This window comes from Oceanobacillus sp. B139/18, assembly GCF_055524595.1.
On sequence record NZ_JBVFXI010000002.1, the window covers coordinates 66,118 to 81,776 of the forward strand.

General features: G+C 39.5%; 14 protein-coding genes. 2 read left to right on the forward strand and 12 right to left on the reverse strand.

Annotated features, from left to right (window positions below; translation table 11 throughout):
- Positions 1-266: 266 nt before the first annotated feature.
- Positions 267-1,052 carry a lytic polysaccharide monooxygenase gene (locus ACZSMY_RS07725; protein ID WP_042533334.1) on the reverse strand — a complete coding sequence of 262 codons (786 nt, stop codon included), beginning with the start codon at positions 1,050-1,052 and terminating at the stop codon, positions 267-269.
- 288 nt (positions 1,053-1,340) lie between these two features.
- Here ACZSMY_RS07725 and ACZSMY_RS07730 point away from each other — a divergent pair, with 288 nt between their 5' ends.
- Entirely contained in the window at positions 1,341-1,586 is a 246-nt protein-coding gene (locus ACZSMY_RS07730; RefSeq protein ID WP_042533332.1) for a phage holin, read from the forward strand.
- A gap of 78 nt (positions 1,587-1,664) precedes the next feature.
- On the opposite strand, the gene ACZSMY_RS07735 is transcribed toward ACZSMY_RS07730, so the two are convergent.
- The 5 genes from ACZSMY_RS07735 to uvrA all read right to left on the reverse strand — a co-directional run bounded on the left by ACZSMY_RS07735 (position 1,665) and on the right by uvrA (position 8,629).
- Entirely contained in the window at positions 1,665-2,564 is a 900-nt protein-coding gene (locus ACZSMY_RS07735; RefSeq protein ID WP_256706028.1) for a diacylglycerol/lipid kinase family protein, read from the reverse strand.
- 328 nt (positions 2,565-2,892) lie between these two features.
- Entirely contained in the window at positions 2,893-3,990 is a 1,098-nt protein-coding gene (locus tag ACZSMY_RS07740) for a hypothetical protein (RefSeq protein ID WP_465147641.1), read from the reverse strand.
- A gap of 95 nt (positions 3,991-4,085) precedes the next feature.
- Positions 4,086-4,871, reverse strand: coding sequence for an ABC transporter ATP-binding protein (locus tag ACZSMY_RS07745; RefSeq protein ID WP_465147642.1), 786 nt, complete (start codon positions 4,869-4,871; stop codon positions 4,086-4,088).
- A gap of 331 nt (positions 4,872-5,202) precedes the next feature.
- Entirely contained in the window at positions 5,203-5,922 is a 720-nt protein-coding gene (locus ACZSMY_RS07750) for a DUF998 domain-containing protein (protein ID WP_042533324.1), read from the reverse strand.
- Between the two features lie 241 nt (positions 5,923-6,163).
- Positions 6,164-8,629, reverse strand: a complete 2,466-nt coding sequence (gene uvrA / locus ACZSMY_RS07755; protein WP_465147643.1) for an excinuclease ABC subunit UvrA — start codon at positions 8,627-8,629, stop codon at positions 6,164-6,166.
- Between the two features lie 260 nt (positions 8,630-8,889).
- On the opposite strand from uvrA, the gene ACZSMY_RS07760 reads away from it, so the two are divergent.
- The gene (locus ACZSMY_RS07760) at positions 8,890-9,603 is read left to right on the forward strand and encodes a MerR family transcriptional regulator (protein ID WP_042533320.1); all 714 of its coding nucleotides are present in this window, start codon (positions 8,890-8,892) and stop codon (positions 9,601-9,603) included.
- Between the two features lie 101 nt (positions 9,604-9,704).
- On the opposite strand, the gene ACZSMY_RS07765 is transcribed toward ACZSMY_RS07760, so the two are convergent.
- The 6 genes from ACZSMY_RS07765 to ACZSMY_RS07790 are packed head-to-tail and all read right to left on the reverse strand — an operon-like array spanning position 9,705 to position 15,584.
- Complete coding sequence (locus ACZSMY_RS07765; RefSeq protein ID WP_042533318.1) at positions 9,705-10,628, reverse strand: aminopeptidase; 924 nt, start codon at positions 10,626-10,628, stop codon at positions 9,705-9,707.
- Between the two features lie 29 nt (positions 10,629-10,657).
- The gene (locus tag ACZSMY_RS07770; RefSeq protein ID WP_256706024.1) at positions 10,658-11,332 is read right to left on the reverse strand and encodes an AroM family protein; all 675 of its coding nucleotides are present in this window, start codon (positions 11,330-11,332) and stop codon (positions 10,658-10,660) included.
- A 1-nt stretch (position 11,333) separates the two neighbouring features.
- On the reverse strand, positions 11,334-12,269 hold the full coding sequence (locus ACZSMY_RS07775; protein WP_289585331.1) for a DUF1177 domain-containing protein: 936 nt from the start codon (positions 12,267-12,269) through the stop codon (positions 11,334-11,336).
- Between the two features lie 37 nt (positions 12,270-12,306).
- Positions 12,307-13,356: a DUF917 domain-containing protein gene (locus ACZSMY_RS07780; protein ID WP_042533313.1), complete on the reverse strand. Its 1,050-nt coding sequence runs from the start codon at positions 13,354-13,356 to the stop codon at positions 12,307-12,309.
- A 16-nt stretch (positions 13,357-13,372) separates the two neighbouring features.
- Positions 13,373-14,941, reverse strand: coding sequence for an OPT/YSL family transporter (locus tag ACZSMY_RS07785; RefSeq protein WP_256706022.1), 1,569 nt, complete (start codon positions 14,939-14,941; stop codon positions 13,373-13,375).
- Complete coding sequence (locus tag ACZSMY_RS07790) at positions 14,931-15,584, reverse strand: aspartate/glutamate racemase family protein (protein WP_042533309.1); 654 nt, start codon at positions 15,582-15,584, stop codon at positions 14,931-14,933. Before ACZSMY_RS07790 ends, ACZSMY_RS07785 begins: the two co-directional genes overlap by 11 nt.
- Positions 15,585-15,659 lie beyond the last annotated feature (75 nt).

The following is a 15,659-nucleotide window of genomic DNA, read 5'->3' on the forward strand; positions in this document are numbered from 1 at the left end:
TTCAAAAAGCCAGATAAATAAGACCAAGTCGGCTAAGGCTGTAACGTCCTGGGACTGCGATTACTCTCCTTACCGGAAACGTTTGTGCGTCGAAAATTAAAGATGACGAGCTATCTCCAAACAGAGCGTATGCTTGAGAGTATTGGAAATAGCTCGTCAACGCAAAAATTCGCTATGTCATTTTTAGTGGGACTTTTGAACATTCTCTTATATTTCAATAGCTTATCTGATTAGACTATTTAGATGTTTAAAGAATGCTGTTTTTTTCATTCAATAACCTCCCAGACACCAGAAATTCCGGGCGTTTCTCCACTTGTCCACCATTTTGCTTGGAAAACTTTTCCGTTATAGATAACTTTGTCTCCTCCAAGATAAACAGCATTAGCTTCCCATACCGGATAATTAGGGACTTCTGGTTCCGATTCTTCCGGGTCTTGTTCTGTCCCATCTCCGTCAAAGTCAACGTCTATAACATTATAGAAAGCATTCGCCGTATCATCCACATCCCAAACACCTAAAATAACATGGTAACCAGTCCTCTCAGGAATCGTTACTTGATGCGTTACTTTCTCCCCAGGTCTCGCCCCTCCATCATACACTTCATAAAATGGAATAAGTTCAAATTGGTCTCTGGTTAATGGTTCATTCGGATTCCAATCGGGTTTAGTTATATAATAATGCCATTTCGTTGTTGCATGCATCGCTGTTAAATGCCAAGTAAATGTATTAACTCCTGAATTCAAATCAACTTTTTCCCATCGATCTGAAGTCTGCTCATCTAATTCAGGAAAAACCCCCCCCGCCGAAGCAATTTCCCCATCTGAAATACTTACTCCCGGAAATCCTTTTGGTGCTTCTAAGCTTTGTGGCTCCCATTGAACACCGCCGCAATTTGTATTCACCTGTTCATTACACAATAACCCTCTTGATTTTGGCTGCTCAATATACCCATGTGCAGCAACAGCTCCTAGCCCAACAAACATAAAAAAGACGAGCGAAATAACGGTTGTTCCGAGATACTTCAGTGACTTACCATGAAATAACCTTTGCATAAAACTCCTCCTTTACTTGTTTAGACGGTTATAGATTAAAATCCAATGTTTTCTTAATGATATAATATTTTGGCTAATTTTCATTTAATTTACAACCGTCTTAAATTTATATTATCACTAAAAATGAAAGCGTCAACATAGATTATAATGTTTAATACAATTGTAACATTTTTGATACTTATGTAACAATACATTCTTATAATTCAAAAAAATCATAGCATTCCAATAAAAAAATTCCGTTATAATTCTTTTACCCTGCCCATATCTTATAAAAAGGAGGCTGCTTTCTTGAGTGAAAATCTGGCAAAAATAAATAATAAATGGATTCGGCTGGCTGTTTTAATCATTGTATTCATCAATACAGCTGCCATGCTGTTAGGCTACAAACTCATCCCTTTATCGAACGAAGAGCTTGTTTCCGTGCTATCTCTCATCGCTTTATTCATATCCGAAATCTGGAATCATTGGAAAAATAACAGCTATACCCCCTCCGCAAAAGAAGCGGATAAACTGATGGAAAAGCTGAAACGTTAAGATAGAAAAAGCTGATGGACAAGGTCCTGCCCCTCTATATTTAGAGAAGGCATCCCCTTATCCCTCAGCTTTAGCTTTTTATTCCATCTCCCCATAAATCATGTCCAAATGTTTCGGGAGCACTTCAATCGTTGCTGGTGTTTTATTTAAAAATTCGCCATCACAATCAATATTTTGTTCCGGGGAAGTAGATACTTCTAAACGGTTTGTCCGAAAATAAATAATATCATCATCTTTTTCATTTTCCGGATAATCATCCTGTATCTTAGCTTCCAGCCATTTCTTTAAATACTTCAGTTTTGCTTCTTTGACAATCAGGACATCGAATTTTCCGTCCTGTACATCTGCATTCGGAAAGAAGGATTGAATCCCGCCGAGAAAGGAACCATTTCCAACAACCAGCAATTCTGCTTTCTCATCATAATCGAATTCCTCACTATGCAATTTCAATGCAAAAGCTTCATTTTGAAAAGCAAGCCTGGATGTATTCAGATAATAAGAAACCCTTCCGAAAACCTGCTTATTTACTTCATCCATTTCTTCAGCAACCTTGGAAATAATACCGATGCCCCAGAAATTTAAAAAGTAATTTTCCCCATATTTACCCACATCGACCTGCATTCGTTTCTGCATGATAATTTGCTCTAACGCTTCTATTGGCTTTTGGCTGATGCCAAGCGTCCGGGAAAAATCATTGCATGTTCCGCCTGGCAAAATAGCAAAAACCGGCCTGTTTTTCAATGGAACGAGGGCATTCATAATTTCAAAAACAGTTCCATCTCCCCCACCCGCAATCAGTAAATCAACTTCTTCCGCATGCTTTTCAACAAAACGTTCTCCATCCCCTTCCTTTTTGGTCTGCAAGATAGTTACCTCTTCAAATATTTCCGTTAATCTAGATTGAATTTTATCTAATTGTTGTGCCAGCTTTTGTTTTCCGGCGTTCGGGTTTATAATTAAAGCGACTTTTTTCACCATTTCCGCTCCTCACAAATCCATATTTTACTGCATCAATATGTTTAAAGTTCTCCATTACATTTATAAATAATCATAAAGTGAGACTTCATTCAACGTGAGCCTGCGCCTGTTATCTCCTGCCTAAATAAATACTTTTTCACACTCTCTTGGAAGACGTCAGTTTTACAAGCGCTTCTTCATGAAAAATACCTTTATTCCATTGTACATGAGACCTGCTGTTCTTGCTAAAACACAGCCTAAATTATTTGTAAGATGTTATTCCTTCAAAAGAAAAAAGCTGGCGAAACGTTTTCCTAGAACATTCTACCAGCTGTTAATCTATTCTTATTTAGAATTCTGTCTCTTTTACTTCTCCGGTAGTCTGATCTACCGTATACCATCCATACGTAGCGGTATGTGCTAAGCCGTCATCCTGATCAACAAGCTCATATACCTGTACCACATAGTTTCCTTCTTCATCCTGGTGACTAGTAACAACCTCTAAACTATCGTCGACCATATTTAAGTGTTCTTTAACTAATTTTTCAGCTGCTGCAGCATCAATCGATGAGGCATTCTCATCTGTATTCTCTTCTTCATTCTCTTCTGATTCCGGATTCTGATTGCTCTCAGAGTTGTCCATATCGGCATCGTCTGATGTATCACTGTCACTGGTATCTGTACCACCCTGACCAGAATTATTTTCCTCACTGTCAGGACTTACCTGATCATTTTCTTCTTCCGTTGTATTTGCTTCATTATTAGCTGTATCTTCATCTGTTGATTCATTTGTTTCTTCTGCAGCTGCTCCATCCGTATCCTGGTCTGCAGTGTCATTGTCTGTATTATTTTCCTGTTCGGTCTGATTCGAATCCGCTTCAGCCTCACTATTTGAAGTATCTCCGTCATTTTCCTCAACTGGAATATCTTCTGTTTCCACATCAGATACGATCCACTTCTCTTCATTCCAGAAAATAGAATAAGTAACGCTAAGCATATTATCCGTCTGTTCCTGCTCTACTTCATACAAATTATCTTCTGCTTTTTCTAATTCATATGTTTCTTCTTCATCAAACCAGACAGGTTCTTCGGAAGCAACTATGTAGATGGATCCCTCTTCATTCTCTTCAAAATAAGCATCTGCCATCTTTGCTGCTAAATCCTCGGACATAATGGTCGAGAATTCCTCCTGAAGCTCTTCCGGAGAATCAAAATCCGTTACTTCTCCGTCTTCCGCTGCATTTTCAATCACATTTTGGAATGCTTCATTGTAGGTTTGTAATACCTCTTCTGCTTCTTCTGCCTCTAATTCAGGGATTTCTTCTGTCTGTTCATCCGGTTCTGGCATTGGCTTTTGAGCTTCTTCGTCATCATTATTGCTGCAGGCTCCCAGCAATAATACGATAGCCGCAGCTACAGCCATCAGCCTAAACAATCTGCTTTTCACTATATTTTCCCCCATTTCTAATTTCTTCTTCTTTATCATACACCTTTTCCAGTAAATTAGAAATATCTTCAAACAGGGAAAAGTCATGCAAGCCGCTACCTTCTTTTTTCAATCATTAACCAGGGTCTGCCTCCATCCCAATGTACCTGAACAGGGATTTTAAATGTTTCACTTAATAAAGCATCGGTTAAAACATCGTGCTTTTCTCCAGTCGCTACTAATTTTCCGTCACGAACTAAGGCCACGTGGGAAATGGCTTCTGTAATTTCTTCGATATGATGTGTAACATAAAGCAGGTGCGTATTCGCTTGTATATCGTTCATTAATTCCAGTACCTCTTCACGCGATAAAATATCTAAACCGGAGCAGGGTTCATCTAAAATCAGTATTTCCGGTTGACTCATTAACGCCCGGCCAATAAGAACTCTTCTTCTTTCCCCTTGCGAAAGCACTTGATATTTTTTTCCTTTTAAGTAGTCTAATCGAAGGTCTGAAAGAATCTGATCAGCCTGCTGCCAATCCGCTTCAGATACCTCTTCATAAATCCCAAAGGAAGCAAATTTACCGCTGATAATCACATTTTCAACCGGCTCCAGCTGGATCGTCTCTTGAAAACGCTCCAATGCACTGCTTACATAGCCGATTGATTTTCGTAATTCAGATAAATCTGTTCTTCCAAAAAGCCGATCCAGCACGGTCATTTTTCCAGACGTCGGATAATTATAACCAGTAATAATATTTAAGAGCGAGGTTTTACCTGATCCATTTAAACCTAAAATCGCCCAATGCTCTCCCTCTTTAATTTGCCAATTAATATCCTGTAAAATTTCCTGATCATTTCTGCGCCATGTTATCTCATTAAAATAAACAATGTTCTCCATTTCTTATCCCCTCTATCTAATTGAAAAGTCTGTTAATTATTCCGCTAGAATACTATAAGATGTGCTGCTTTTCTAGTAAAATGCACTTTATGATTTCTGTTGCCGCTAGTTTTTCGGTTAATTCTATCTATTTGTTTATTGTCGGCTGCTTAGGTCTTTTTCCTTCTCCACCTTAACAATTTCATAATTATCAGAATATCCAAATCATAGCACTAAGCCGCTGTCAGTTCAATCTTATTTATTGAATTGTTAAGTTTAGTCAGCAAACAGATTGATAATTCTATGAAAAGGAGTTATTTCATGCATTTATCCATGTCTTTGCAATTCAGCTTCATATATCATATCCCCTGCTCCAGAGACCAATAGCCGTACCTGTCAGCCAGATATATACCGAGGCATAGAGAATACGCTGAAGCAAACCGCCGGGCAGACTGGTCAATACAGGCTGTAAGAAAAGACTGAAAAGAGCTGCTGAAGTGACTGTCGTACAAATCATCGTCCACCAAAATAGACGCGGCATTTTTTTATAAATCGCAATACTGATTAAAATCATCGCAGGAATCTGCACAATCATTCCCGGGAGTGCTGTGAACGTATGCCAATAAAAATGAATATCTGCAGGAATGATACCAGAGATGCCATAACTCACTCCAAAAATTCCAATAAAAATACTTGCTATTTTAGCAGAACGAACCTTGGGCCATAGCGGGTACAGCAAAACAGCACCCATCAAAACAGCTAACCCGGTTAAGAAAAATGTCCAGTTCATCAGCCAATGGTAGGGTGAACAGATAGCGTAGCTTGCAAGTACATACGTATCCGTTCCACAAGCCGTTACTCCAAGGTCACTCATCGGTTGATTCATAAAGCTATAAGGAGCTGTAGTTGCCCGGATAACAACTGCTTCGATGATAAAATAAGCACTTAAAGCAATCCAGCTGAGCAGACCGATTAGAATAGATAATCTGTTAGATTTACGTAATAAAAATATTACTGCAACAGCCGCCAATGCAACAATCAGCATTGTTATTGCGTGAAATTCATAACGCATTTTCTTCTGCCTCCTCTGCTAATTGAATATATGGTCATTTGGCAAAGTTATATTCACTAATTCATATCCCTTTCTTTCTACTTACGTTGCTTCCCCCTGCAAGGATTCATTCCATTTAGTTGGAAGCTTTATTATTTGAAAAGGCCACCCTTCTTTTTTAAGGATGTCCTTTTCAAGCAAAGTATATTTAAAATGAAACTTCCCTCAGTGGGAGTTTTCCCGCCAGTCACACTGCGATAAATTAAACCTGCAAATACTGTCCTGTATATGAAGCTTTGTTTTCCTTTATCATCTCTGGTGTTCCTTCTGCAATCACCTTTCCTCCTTTTGCACCGCCTTCAGGACCTAAATCGACCACCCAGTCTGCTGCTTCGATTACCTGACTGTTGTGCTCCACCATAATCACTGTATTTCCTGCATCCACCAGCCGATTTAACAGCTTGAGCAGCTGAATCGTATCATTCGGATGCAATCCAGTGGTCGGCTCATCTAATAAATATAGTGACGTCTTTTTCCCTTGCTTCATTAATTCTTTGGCCAGCTTTAATCGTTGCCCTTCTCCTCCAGATAAAGTGGTTAAGGATTGTCCCATTTTCAAATAGCCTAAACCGATTTCTGTTAGGAGCTTTAAGATGGCTTGTATCTTTTTCTCCCCTTCAAATATAGAAAGGCATTCATGGATAGAGCTTTCTAAAATATCATTGATAGAATAGCCCTGGTATTTTACTGCTAATATCTCTTGTTTAAACCTTCTCCCCAGACATTCCGGACAAACGACCTCTAAATCAGGGAAAAAGAGCATATTGGTCGTTACATAGCCAAGTCCCTGACAATTTTCACAGCGACCTCCTGCTGTATTGAAGGAGAAATGCTTTGCTGTGAGCTTCTTTTCCTTTGCTTCCGGCAGCTTAGCAAACATAGCTCGAACAGGTGTAAATAAATCAATGTAAGTTGCCGTATTGGACCGTTTCATTCTGCTGAGCGGAGACTGGCCGACAATAATCATCTGATCAAAGACATCTAGACCAGTTATTTTTTCAAAGTCTTCATGGATGGCATCATTCGCTTTTGCCAGCACTTCAAATAACAGCGATGACTTTCCTGAGCCTGAAACACCAGTTACTGCGGTTAAGCAGGCTGTCGGAAAAGTTACGGTCACATCCTGAAGATTATTGGCAGCAGCGTGATGTATTGTTATCCCGGCTTCGTATTTCTTTGTCCGATTATTCATTTTCCGAGGCTTCTCTGCACGCAAATATTGCCCTGTAACTGACTTTTCCTGCTGAAGCAATTCCTGCAGTGTTCCTTGACCAACCACAGTACCTCCAAGCTTTCCAGCTCCCGGTCCAATATCAATAATATAATCTGCCTCCCGCATGACATCCACATCATGCTCAATCAACAGAACGGTATTCCCTAAATCACGCAAATGCTTTAAGATACTAATCAGGCCGGCTGTGTCCTTCGGGTGCAAACCGACTGTCGGCTCATCCATAATATATAATACACCGGTAAGTGCAGAATCTAAAAGTGCAGATAACCGAATACGCTGTGCCTCCCCGCCGGATAACGTAATCACTTGTCTATCCAGTGTCAGATAACCCAGCCCTATTTTGATAATTCGGGAAAGCTTTGTTTTTATATCCTCCACAAATGTTTCGACAAGCTGATAACTTGTCTGCTCCAGTGATGCTTCTAATTTATCTATCCAAGCTGCCATTTCCTCTAAAGAATGGACAACCAGCTGTGGAATTGTCCAGCCTTCAACGGTAACTGATCTGCTCACTTCATTTAAACGTTCTCCATGACAAGCTGGACAAGTCTGCGAATAGAAATAAGCATCTGCTTCGGCTGAAGAACCATCATGCTCTGCATATCGGCGCCACATCGAGGTTAATACGCCGGGGAATTTTCCTTTTTCTACTGTTTTTGGAGGCTTTACGTTTGGAAACAGCTGCTTCACTTCATCACTTTCTACACCATAGTAAAGAATAGCCTTTTGCCCTTCATTAAAGTCCCTGATAGCTACGTTATCGGCATCCGGAAGCTGATAATATTGAAAAGCTGCTTTTAAAACAGCAATTTGATATTCGCCATAACGCCCGGCAAAAATATCCACAGCGCCATCCTCTAAAGAAAGCTCCTCATGAAAAACTGATGGCAAATGAATAGCTACTGTTTCTCCCAATCCTTTACAGTTCGAACAAGCTCCTTCGGTTGTATTATAAGAAAAGTGCGTCCGAGTCAGCTTTTCCATTTTTACATTACAATTCGGACATAAGATATATTCTGTAAAGCTATCCGCTTCTTTTTCCACGTTTCCTTCATAAGTCATTGGATTAATGCTATATTGACAGCTTGGGCATGTTCTTTCTCCAAGCTTTTCAAATACCATTCTCAAGCTGGTATACATATCTGTCATCGTCCCCACTGTCGAACGTGGATTCCGATTGGTGATATGCTGATTGATACTGATTGCAGGTGATAACCCGCTGATAGAATCAACTTTGGGTTTGTTGATTCCCTGCATCCCCATTGATTCTAAATATTGACGCTGACATTCATTGAATAAGATGTCCAGAGCAAGCGTGCTTTTCCCAGACCCAGAAGGGCCTGTAACCACAATCAGTTTGTTTTTAGGGATAGACACAGAAAGATTCTTTAGATTATTCTCCCGCGCTCCGTTTACGGTCATTACATTATGCATGTTGATATTCCTCCTCCGTGATTTTTGTTTTCTTTCTGTTTTCTGTTTTCAAGTGCAATGTTTTTTTCATGGTGACATGATGAACGATAGTTTTAATAACCAATTGCATCTTGATATCCCTCCTTTCTAACATCTATTACCATCATATAACATTTGTGCAAGTGCAAAGTTTGAGTTAAAATGATAAGCTATAATAACGTTCAATTAACCAAAACCCGTCATGGGTCTATAAGGTTTTAATCTAATCTTTGGAGGTAATCATGGAACTGCGGCCAATCGATATTGCTAAGAAACTAGATGTAGGAACAAGCGCATTAAGACACTATGAAGAATGGGGCATTGTGCCAAAAGCGATTCGGAAAGCAAATGGATATCGTGTGTACACTGAGGTCCATGAAGCTTATTTTCAGTGTATCCGGGCTATGTACCCTGGTTTTGGGATGGGGACCGTCCGCAGAGTGATGCCTCTGCTGCAGGAAAATAAATATATTGAAGCATTATGGGAAGTCAACCAAGTGCAGGCTGAGTTATTTGAAAGAAAACAGCAGGCATTGGATGCTGCTTCTATCTTAAGTCCAGATAATATACAGGATTTCATGAAAAAACAGCAAAAGAAATATTATTCGATTGGAGAAGTAGAAGACGAATTACATGTTGCTGCAACCACCCTCAGACATTGGGAAAAGGAAGGGTTAATCACTCCTGAAAGAAATCCGGAAAATGGTTATCGACTATATACAAGGGAGGATATGAGGAGAATATTGATCATCAAAACGGTACAATCCTCTGTTTATTTATTGGACACCGTACGCGATATCCTGGATAAGATACAGCATCATAGTTTAACAGATGCCAGAAAAATTGTTATTGATGCACTGGATTATATGGATTATCAAATCGAGCAGCAATTAAGAGGAGCTTATTATCTATATAGACTGATTGATTTGTTGAAGAGCAAAAATACAGCTGTTTAATCTTTTTTCTGAGAACGCTTCGTATTTTTTAACGCTGTAACACAATGCCCATAAAAATATAAAACAGATATTCCATAAAATGGAATATCTGTTTTATATTTTTATTCAAATTCCCAATCTAATTGCGGTTTTTTGGTAACACAATCAATATGCACATCTGCTTTATTCATTCCGCCAAAAGTATGATTAGAGCCAAAAGCAACATGGACCGTTTCATAAGCTTTTTCATCTTCTAAAATATTTCCAGTGATTCTCGCAGCATGGTTCGTGCCAATTCCAAGCTCAGCTGCCAGACGCCCATTTCCTTCTCCAAGAAGGGTTAATAGCAATTCCCCCTGTTCTCCGGTTGCTTGAACAAGCCGTCCTTTTTCAACTGTCAAAACAACAGGCCCATCTACCAATCCGATTCCTGCCATGGACCCATTTATTTCTATTTTCCCTTCAGCCAGTCCTTCTACAGGAGCAATATATGCTTCCCCAGATGGAAGGTTTCCTGATGCTGTTTTACCGCGGAATATTCCTGTGCTTGCTATTCCATCTCTGCCTTCTAGCGGAATACGGAGTTTAAGATTTTTTTCTTTTCCAGTTGTAATGGTTACTGCTTTCGCTTTTGTCAGCTTAGCGGTCATTTCGTTTGTTTCTTTTTCTACGCGCTTGTAATCTGCACTCATTGCTCCTTGAAGAATCATATCTTCCGTAATTCCTGGCATCGTAATCACACTTACCCCATGGGCATTTGCATTTTTTCTTGCAGCCGTATGAGTAAGGGAATGCTTGGTCAGGCAGAATACAAGATCATATGAAAGCATCGCTTCAGAGATTGCTTCCGATGGTTCTTCTCCCGATTTACTGCGGTCCGACATTATTTGTAAATTTGTATTCCAGCCATCCTGCTCCAAAGCCTCATTAAATTTCTTTCCCAGAGCTTCTGTACTATGATCTGTTACCACTAAAATTATCGTATCTTTCTCTGCAAATACATTATTCTTCATTAATTTCGCAACGGTTTGCTGAAAAGAATTCATTTTACTGCCTTCTTTCTATGCCTTAAAAATTATAATCTATTTAAGTGTGCTTTTGCTGCATAAGCAGCGACTTTTCTTGGCAGAAATACCTTTAGTCCACTTGCATTTACTGCTCTCTTCTCATGCTCTTCATTGTAACCCATACAATCAAGGACAATCAAATCTGCTCCCCGGTTTTTTAAAGCTCTTGCAGCTCCTTCTATATTACTTTTTTCATAAGGAGAAGCTACTTCCACAAGCTTTTTTATTTCCGGATGATTCCACTTTTCAATCAACGAATCTCTTTGCTCTTCTAAAGGAATAATTAACCCCAGATTTCCTGACGGCATTACCTTGTGGACAGCTTGGTTTAACTCAACGTCTGGATAAATAATTGGCTTGGTCCCTTGTAAAGTTGGAAAATCTCCTGTACAAAGCATAATAATTACTTCTGTCTGTTCTTCCAACATATCTCTTTCTTCCTGGAGCAGTGGAAGAAGTTTTGATTTTCCCATTTTCACAGAGCCTCCGTTTCTGACTCTGGATATATACGTTATGTCCGAAGCATCCGGAGCAACGGTATGAAATGAATCCACATCAAGCCGGTCCAATGCTCCTTTTTCAATGATTTCTGTTTCTGATCCAAGAATTCTCTGAATAGAAGGAGTAACATCTGTACGCGGAGCTTGTCCGATAGTTAAGACGCCAACGCTTCCTTTTCCCATCTTAGGCTTTCCCCAATGTTTGCAGATGTTTCATCGATCCATAAAGTTCTTCCAAACGATTATACTCTGCTTCATCATAAAATTCGATTTGCTTCTGAGTAAATTCTTTAGCTACTTCAATTGAAAAACGGACAGCCTGTGCAACATCCACTTCATGGCTTGCTCCTGTACCGCTTCCCGGAACAGCTGTCTGCGCAGTTATTGCTACACCAATAACTGGTGCATCTGTCGCAACTGATGGTTGGAGGATACTGTTAATATGGAAAACATCATTTCCATATGGAGTAATATCCTGTGTGGTGACCGCAAAAGTGACTGGTAATTCTCCCGTTGTCATCTCCATAATTCTTATTAAGTCATCGTTGAATTTTAAAACATATCCAGACTTCACAGTTGGTGACAATGCTATTCCGCGGTGATTAAATACTTTATTTCCTTTTGTCGTATCGATAGATAATACTGCATCCATCTCTGGGAATACTTCATATTGATTCATCGTCAAAATATCAACCGGTGATCCCATAAAGTCTACAGGCTTATGTGGCTGAGTTGGTGCATTTGGACAAATATGTGTGGTGATATAAATATCTCCAGGCAGGCGATCTCCTTTTTCAGCCATCGTTGCTAGTTTCAAAGCTGTTGTAACTGCTGCAGCCGCACCATCCCCATCAGAGACAAACCCGATACGATTTGGACGTGCACCAAGTCCGCCTAATCTTCCAACAATACCTAAAGAAGGCGCTTCCCCTCCGTCTATTTTTCCATTTGTTCCTTTAATCACTATTTTAATGAAATCAGTCGAACCAGCTTCTCCATTTACTGTCTCAAAACCGGCATCGCAATAAGTCATTTCATCGAACAGTTTTACAATTTTTTCACCATTGATACTTGGATTATCTAATAATTCCATAACTTCCATTGTATATTTTAAAGACATTTTATCTTCAGCTCCTTAACGTGTTTTGTATATTCTTTTAAATAATTGATTTATTGATAATTGGCTCTACCGTTTTTAATAGCTTCTGATTGTACATGGTAGAACTTAAAAGTAAGTTCTCTTTTGGTACTGACATAACAGCTATTTTTATGCCTTCTTTAATTTCTGCACTAACAAGCGGTTTCCCAGTCTCGACATCGAAAGTCATAATTAGATCAGGAAATGTTCCTTTACGCTCTCCGTTCTTTTCTGCGGTCATATATTCGTTCCAAAAAGTAAGCTCTAAATCATCAATGCGAACATAACCAACATCAAATCCACCTGTTTTATCTAATTGAAATTCATTCACTTTACCAGAATGAATAATTCTTCCTTTTAAGTACGTCACTGCTTTTTCAATCCGTTCTGGACCCTCAGGTACAGATAAAAATTCATTACCTAGTTCAATTGCCTGTGTTATTGCTCCAACTGCTGCATTTTCCTTAATATACTGTGTATCGACTGGATTTCGGCAAACACCAACCATGCCTCCTGCTTGCACTGAGATGGAGCGGACTGCACTGGAAGTAAGGTCTAATGTACCTGTGATGGAACCAGCTGCTTCTTTATCACCTTTCCCTCCAGCAAAGGTTTGAATCGATTGATAATCCGCTACTTCGGAAAGATTCATTGACCCCATGGAACCTGTTGGATGTGCTCTCCCATTGGAAGGGGCATCTACTACTGGCAAGCCAGTAGCAGCAGCTTGCAGCCAGCCATTAATCGTTGTTGAAGCACCATTTTCATTTGTCATTAATGCTGCAATCGGCTTGTCAAATTCCATTTTCATTCGATGAATTGTATTAACTAATTGATCGGAATCAACATACATTTCTTTAGCGGAAGGAGCTCCTACTAAGGAAACACAAGGAACAAATTCATTGTCCTGCAATTCATCGACTGTAATCAGCTCCGGATTCCCCAAAGCAAAAGCAAGGTCGGTCTTTTCTAAGCCGTCAGCGATCCAGCCGCCTCCACCTCCGCCAAGAATACATCCTCCATATACAGCACTGATTGCATCTTCTTTTGTCAACATTTTTCTAACCATTGTCCAATCCCCCTAATTATCTTGCTTTCCATAAAGATGAAAAGAAGCTATAAATCGCATCACCGGCGATAAATCCGGCTGCCATCGTATACATTGTATTTTCTGCCTCTTGGCCTCGAAGCTTGATAACTGCTATTCGAATAATCAGTCCGGCGATAACAGCCCAGCCGGCAAGTGGGTTAACAATCAGCAAACCTGTCGCAAATAAAACTCCCATTTGACGTTTTGGACCGCCAATAAGCTGGATAATTGCACCAGGAATGGCCCATATTAATATCATCATGCCTACATTTCCTGTCAGACCCGATTCAATTGTTGCTGCATAAACTGCATCAACAGGTGGAATGAGTCCTTGTTCAAAGAAACTCTCTGCGAATAAAAAAACAACGACAAATGCGACAACAAATCCGATAAACGCACTTTTAAGCTGTTGCTTCCTTCCAAACAATTCCTGCTCCAGAGTGGCCCCTTTTCGTAAAATAACACCTGTTTTCAAATCAAATCCCAAGTCTGCAAAAGCAGGTCCAGTCGAAGCGGTATATCCTGTTAGTAACGCAAGGGCAATCGGTGGAAATCCAATCATCATTCCGATTAATAAGAAAATCAGCGTTACTGCAAATGCAGGAAACCATCCAGAGTGCATAGCGGCAATTCCGACAATCATCTCACTGATGATAGCAGCAAGTGCAGCAAATAAAACAAATATAACAATCTGCCATACTGGCATGTCTGTCATAATTCCACCTAAAATTGCGACTACCACTGCACCTAGAGCATAAAATAGATAACCAAGTCCAAAACCAGTTTTGATATCCTTTTCTGTACGTGTATATTCACGCTCTGGAATCTGTTCATTTATTTTTCTCTGTTCTTTTCTCGATTTGACAAGGATGAAAATAAACTGTAACAGTGCTACACTTCCCGCACCAATCATCATGCCATGTGGAATATAATATGCATTTAAGTCTAATCCAAATAAAGGATCAGAATATCCCATAAGTAATAAACCTATTCCAAACATGGCAAGAGCCCAAATATTACCGATAAAAGCTACACCAAAGGCTGACATCGAGATGCCAAAGTAAGAACCAATTACCCCGCCAACAATGCCCAAACTTAAATATTTGGCTTTCTTTCCACCTTCATCTCCTGCTTTGATAGCTTCTGCAGTTGCTATTCCTGATGGCCAAGCTTCATCTGAACCAAATAACTTTGTGTCAAACACTTTATATAAGATTAAAGCATCGATAGCAAGAGCAATTCCTGAACCAATCAGCATAGGTATTATCAACTCAGGAACTCCCATTGCATAAGGTAATCCAATTGGAATCAATAAACTGTTTGCTGCGCCAAAGGTTGCAGCAGATATCGTTGTTTGCACCAAATTCTGGTTTTCCAATGTACGATATTTATAAAACATCTGCATCGGAATCCTCGCAATTAGCATTGCAATTAGAGCACCAATAATAGAGGTATTCGGAGTAATCCCCAGTGACGTAATTAACTGCATCCCAATAATCGCACCTAAAAACGCGATAATAATAGAGAATATAATAAATGTAGGATCAAACGTTTTATTCTTCATCTTTTTCCCTGCTTTCTATTAGCTGATAGGCTATCGCCTGCGCTTCGACTAAATCAATCACAGGAATTTTCACCCTTTTCTGTAAATAGTTCTTTAAACGTATTGTTGAAAAGCCTGTACAAGCGAATAAAATAACATCAGCACCCGATTCTATCTGCTCATGAACAAGTGTCAATAGTTCCTGTTTTGCGTTCTCTTTGAATAAATCTGTTGTTTTACTTAGTTTTGGTGAAGAAGTATAAGCGTGGAAACGACTTCCGAGCTCTTCTTTCATTCTTATTGGAGCCTCTTGGGTTATCCCAATAATTCCAACCTTACTCCCTACCATACTGGCAGCATGTGCACCTGAGACTCCTGCACCGATTATTGGAATATCTGTTTCCAAACGAGCTTCATCTAATGCCGGATCCGCCGCACAGCTGATGGTAATTGCATCAATATCCCTTTCTTGGGATAGCTCTTTTGCCAGAGAAACAATTTTGGGTATCGCTGCTGCTTCCGATTCATTATCATATATACCATTCGGCTGCTCTCCGATACATTTTGTTTTTGAGGCAATTTGATACAACTCTTTCATTCTTGTTCCATGCTCCATCAAAATATTTTCATTATCTGTTGATAATACTCTGATAATTCCTAACATTACTTCATCTCCTTTCCGGCTATTATAAAGAGTTATAAATTATTTTAGAATGTTAAAAATGTGCAATATATTTAC

Coding starts and splice junctions, on each gene's coding strand:
- ACZSMY_RS07725 (WP_042533334.1), bottom strand. CDS start 1,052: ATGCAAAGGTTATTTCATGGTAAGTCACTGAAGTATCTCGGAACAACC.
- ACZSMY_RS07735 (WP_256706028.1), bottom strand. CDS start 2,564: ATGGTGAAAAAAGTCGCTTTAATTATAAACCCGAACGCCGGAAAACAA.
- ACZSMY_RS07745 (WP_465147642.1), bottom strand. CDS start 4,871: ATGGAGAACATTGTTTATTTTAATGAGATAACATGGCGCAGAAATGAT.
- ACZSMY_RS07750 (WP_042533324.1), bottom strand. CDS start 5,922: ATGCGTTATGAATTTCACGCAATAACAATGCTGATTGTTGCATTGGCG.
- uvrA (WP_465147643.1), bottom strand. CDS start 8,629: ATGCATAATGTAATGACCGTAAACGGAGCGCGGGAGAATAATCTAAAG.
- ACZSMY_RS07760 (WP_042533320.1), top strand. CDS start 8,890: ATGGAACTGCGGCCAATCGATATTGCTAAGAAACTAGATGTAGGAACA.
- ACZSMY_RS07765 (WP_042533318.1), bottom strand. CDS start 10,628: ATGAATTCTTTTCAGCAAACCGTTGCGAAATTAATGAAGAATAATGTA.
- ACZSMY_RS07770 (WP_256706024.1), bottom strand. CDS start 11,332: ATGGGAAAAGGAAGCGTTGGCGTCTTAACTATCGGACAAGCTCCGCGT.
- ACZSMY_RS07775 (WP_289585331.1), bottom strand. CDS start 12,269: ATGTCTTTAAAATATACAATGGAAGTTATGGAATTATTAGATAATCCA.
- ACZSMY_RS07780 (WP_042533313.1), bottom strand. CDS start 13,356: ATGGTTAGAAAAATGTTGACAAAAGAAGATGCAATCAGTGCTGTATAT.
- ACZSMY_RS07785 (WP_256706022.1), bottom strand. CDS start 14,941: ATGAAGAATAAAACGTTTGATCCTACATTTATTATATTCTCTATTATT.
- ACZSMY_RS07790 (WP_042533309.1), bottom strand. CDS start 15,584: ATGTTAGGAATTATCAGAGTATTATCAACAGATAATGAAAATATTTTG.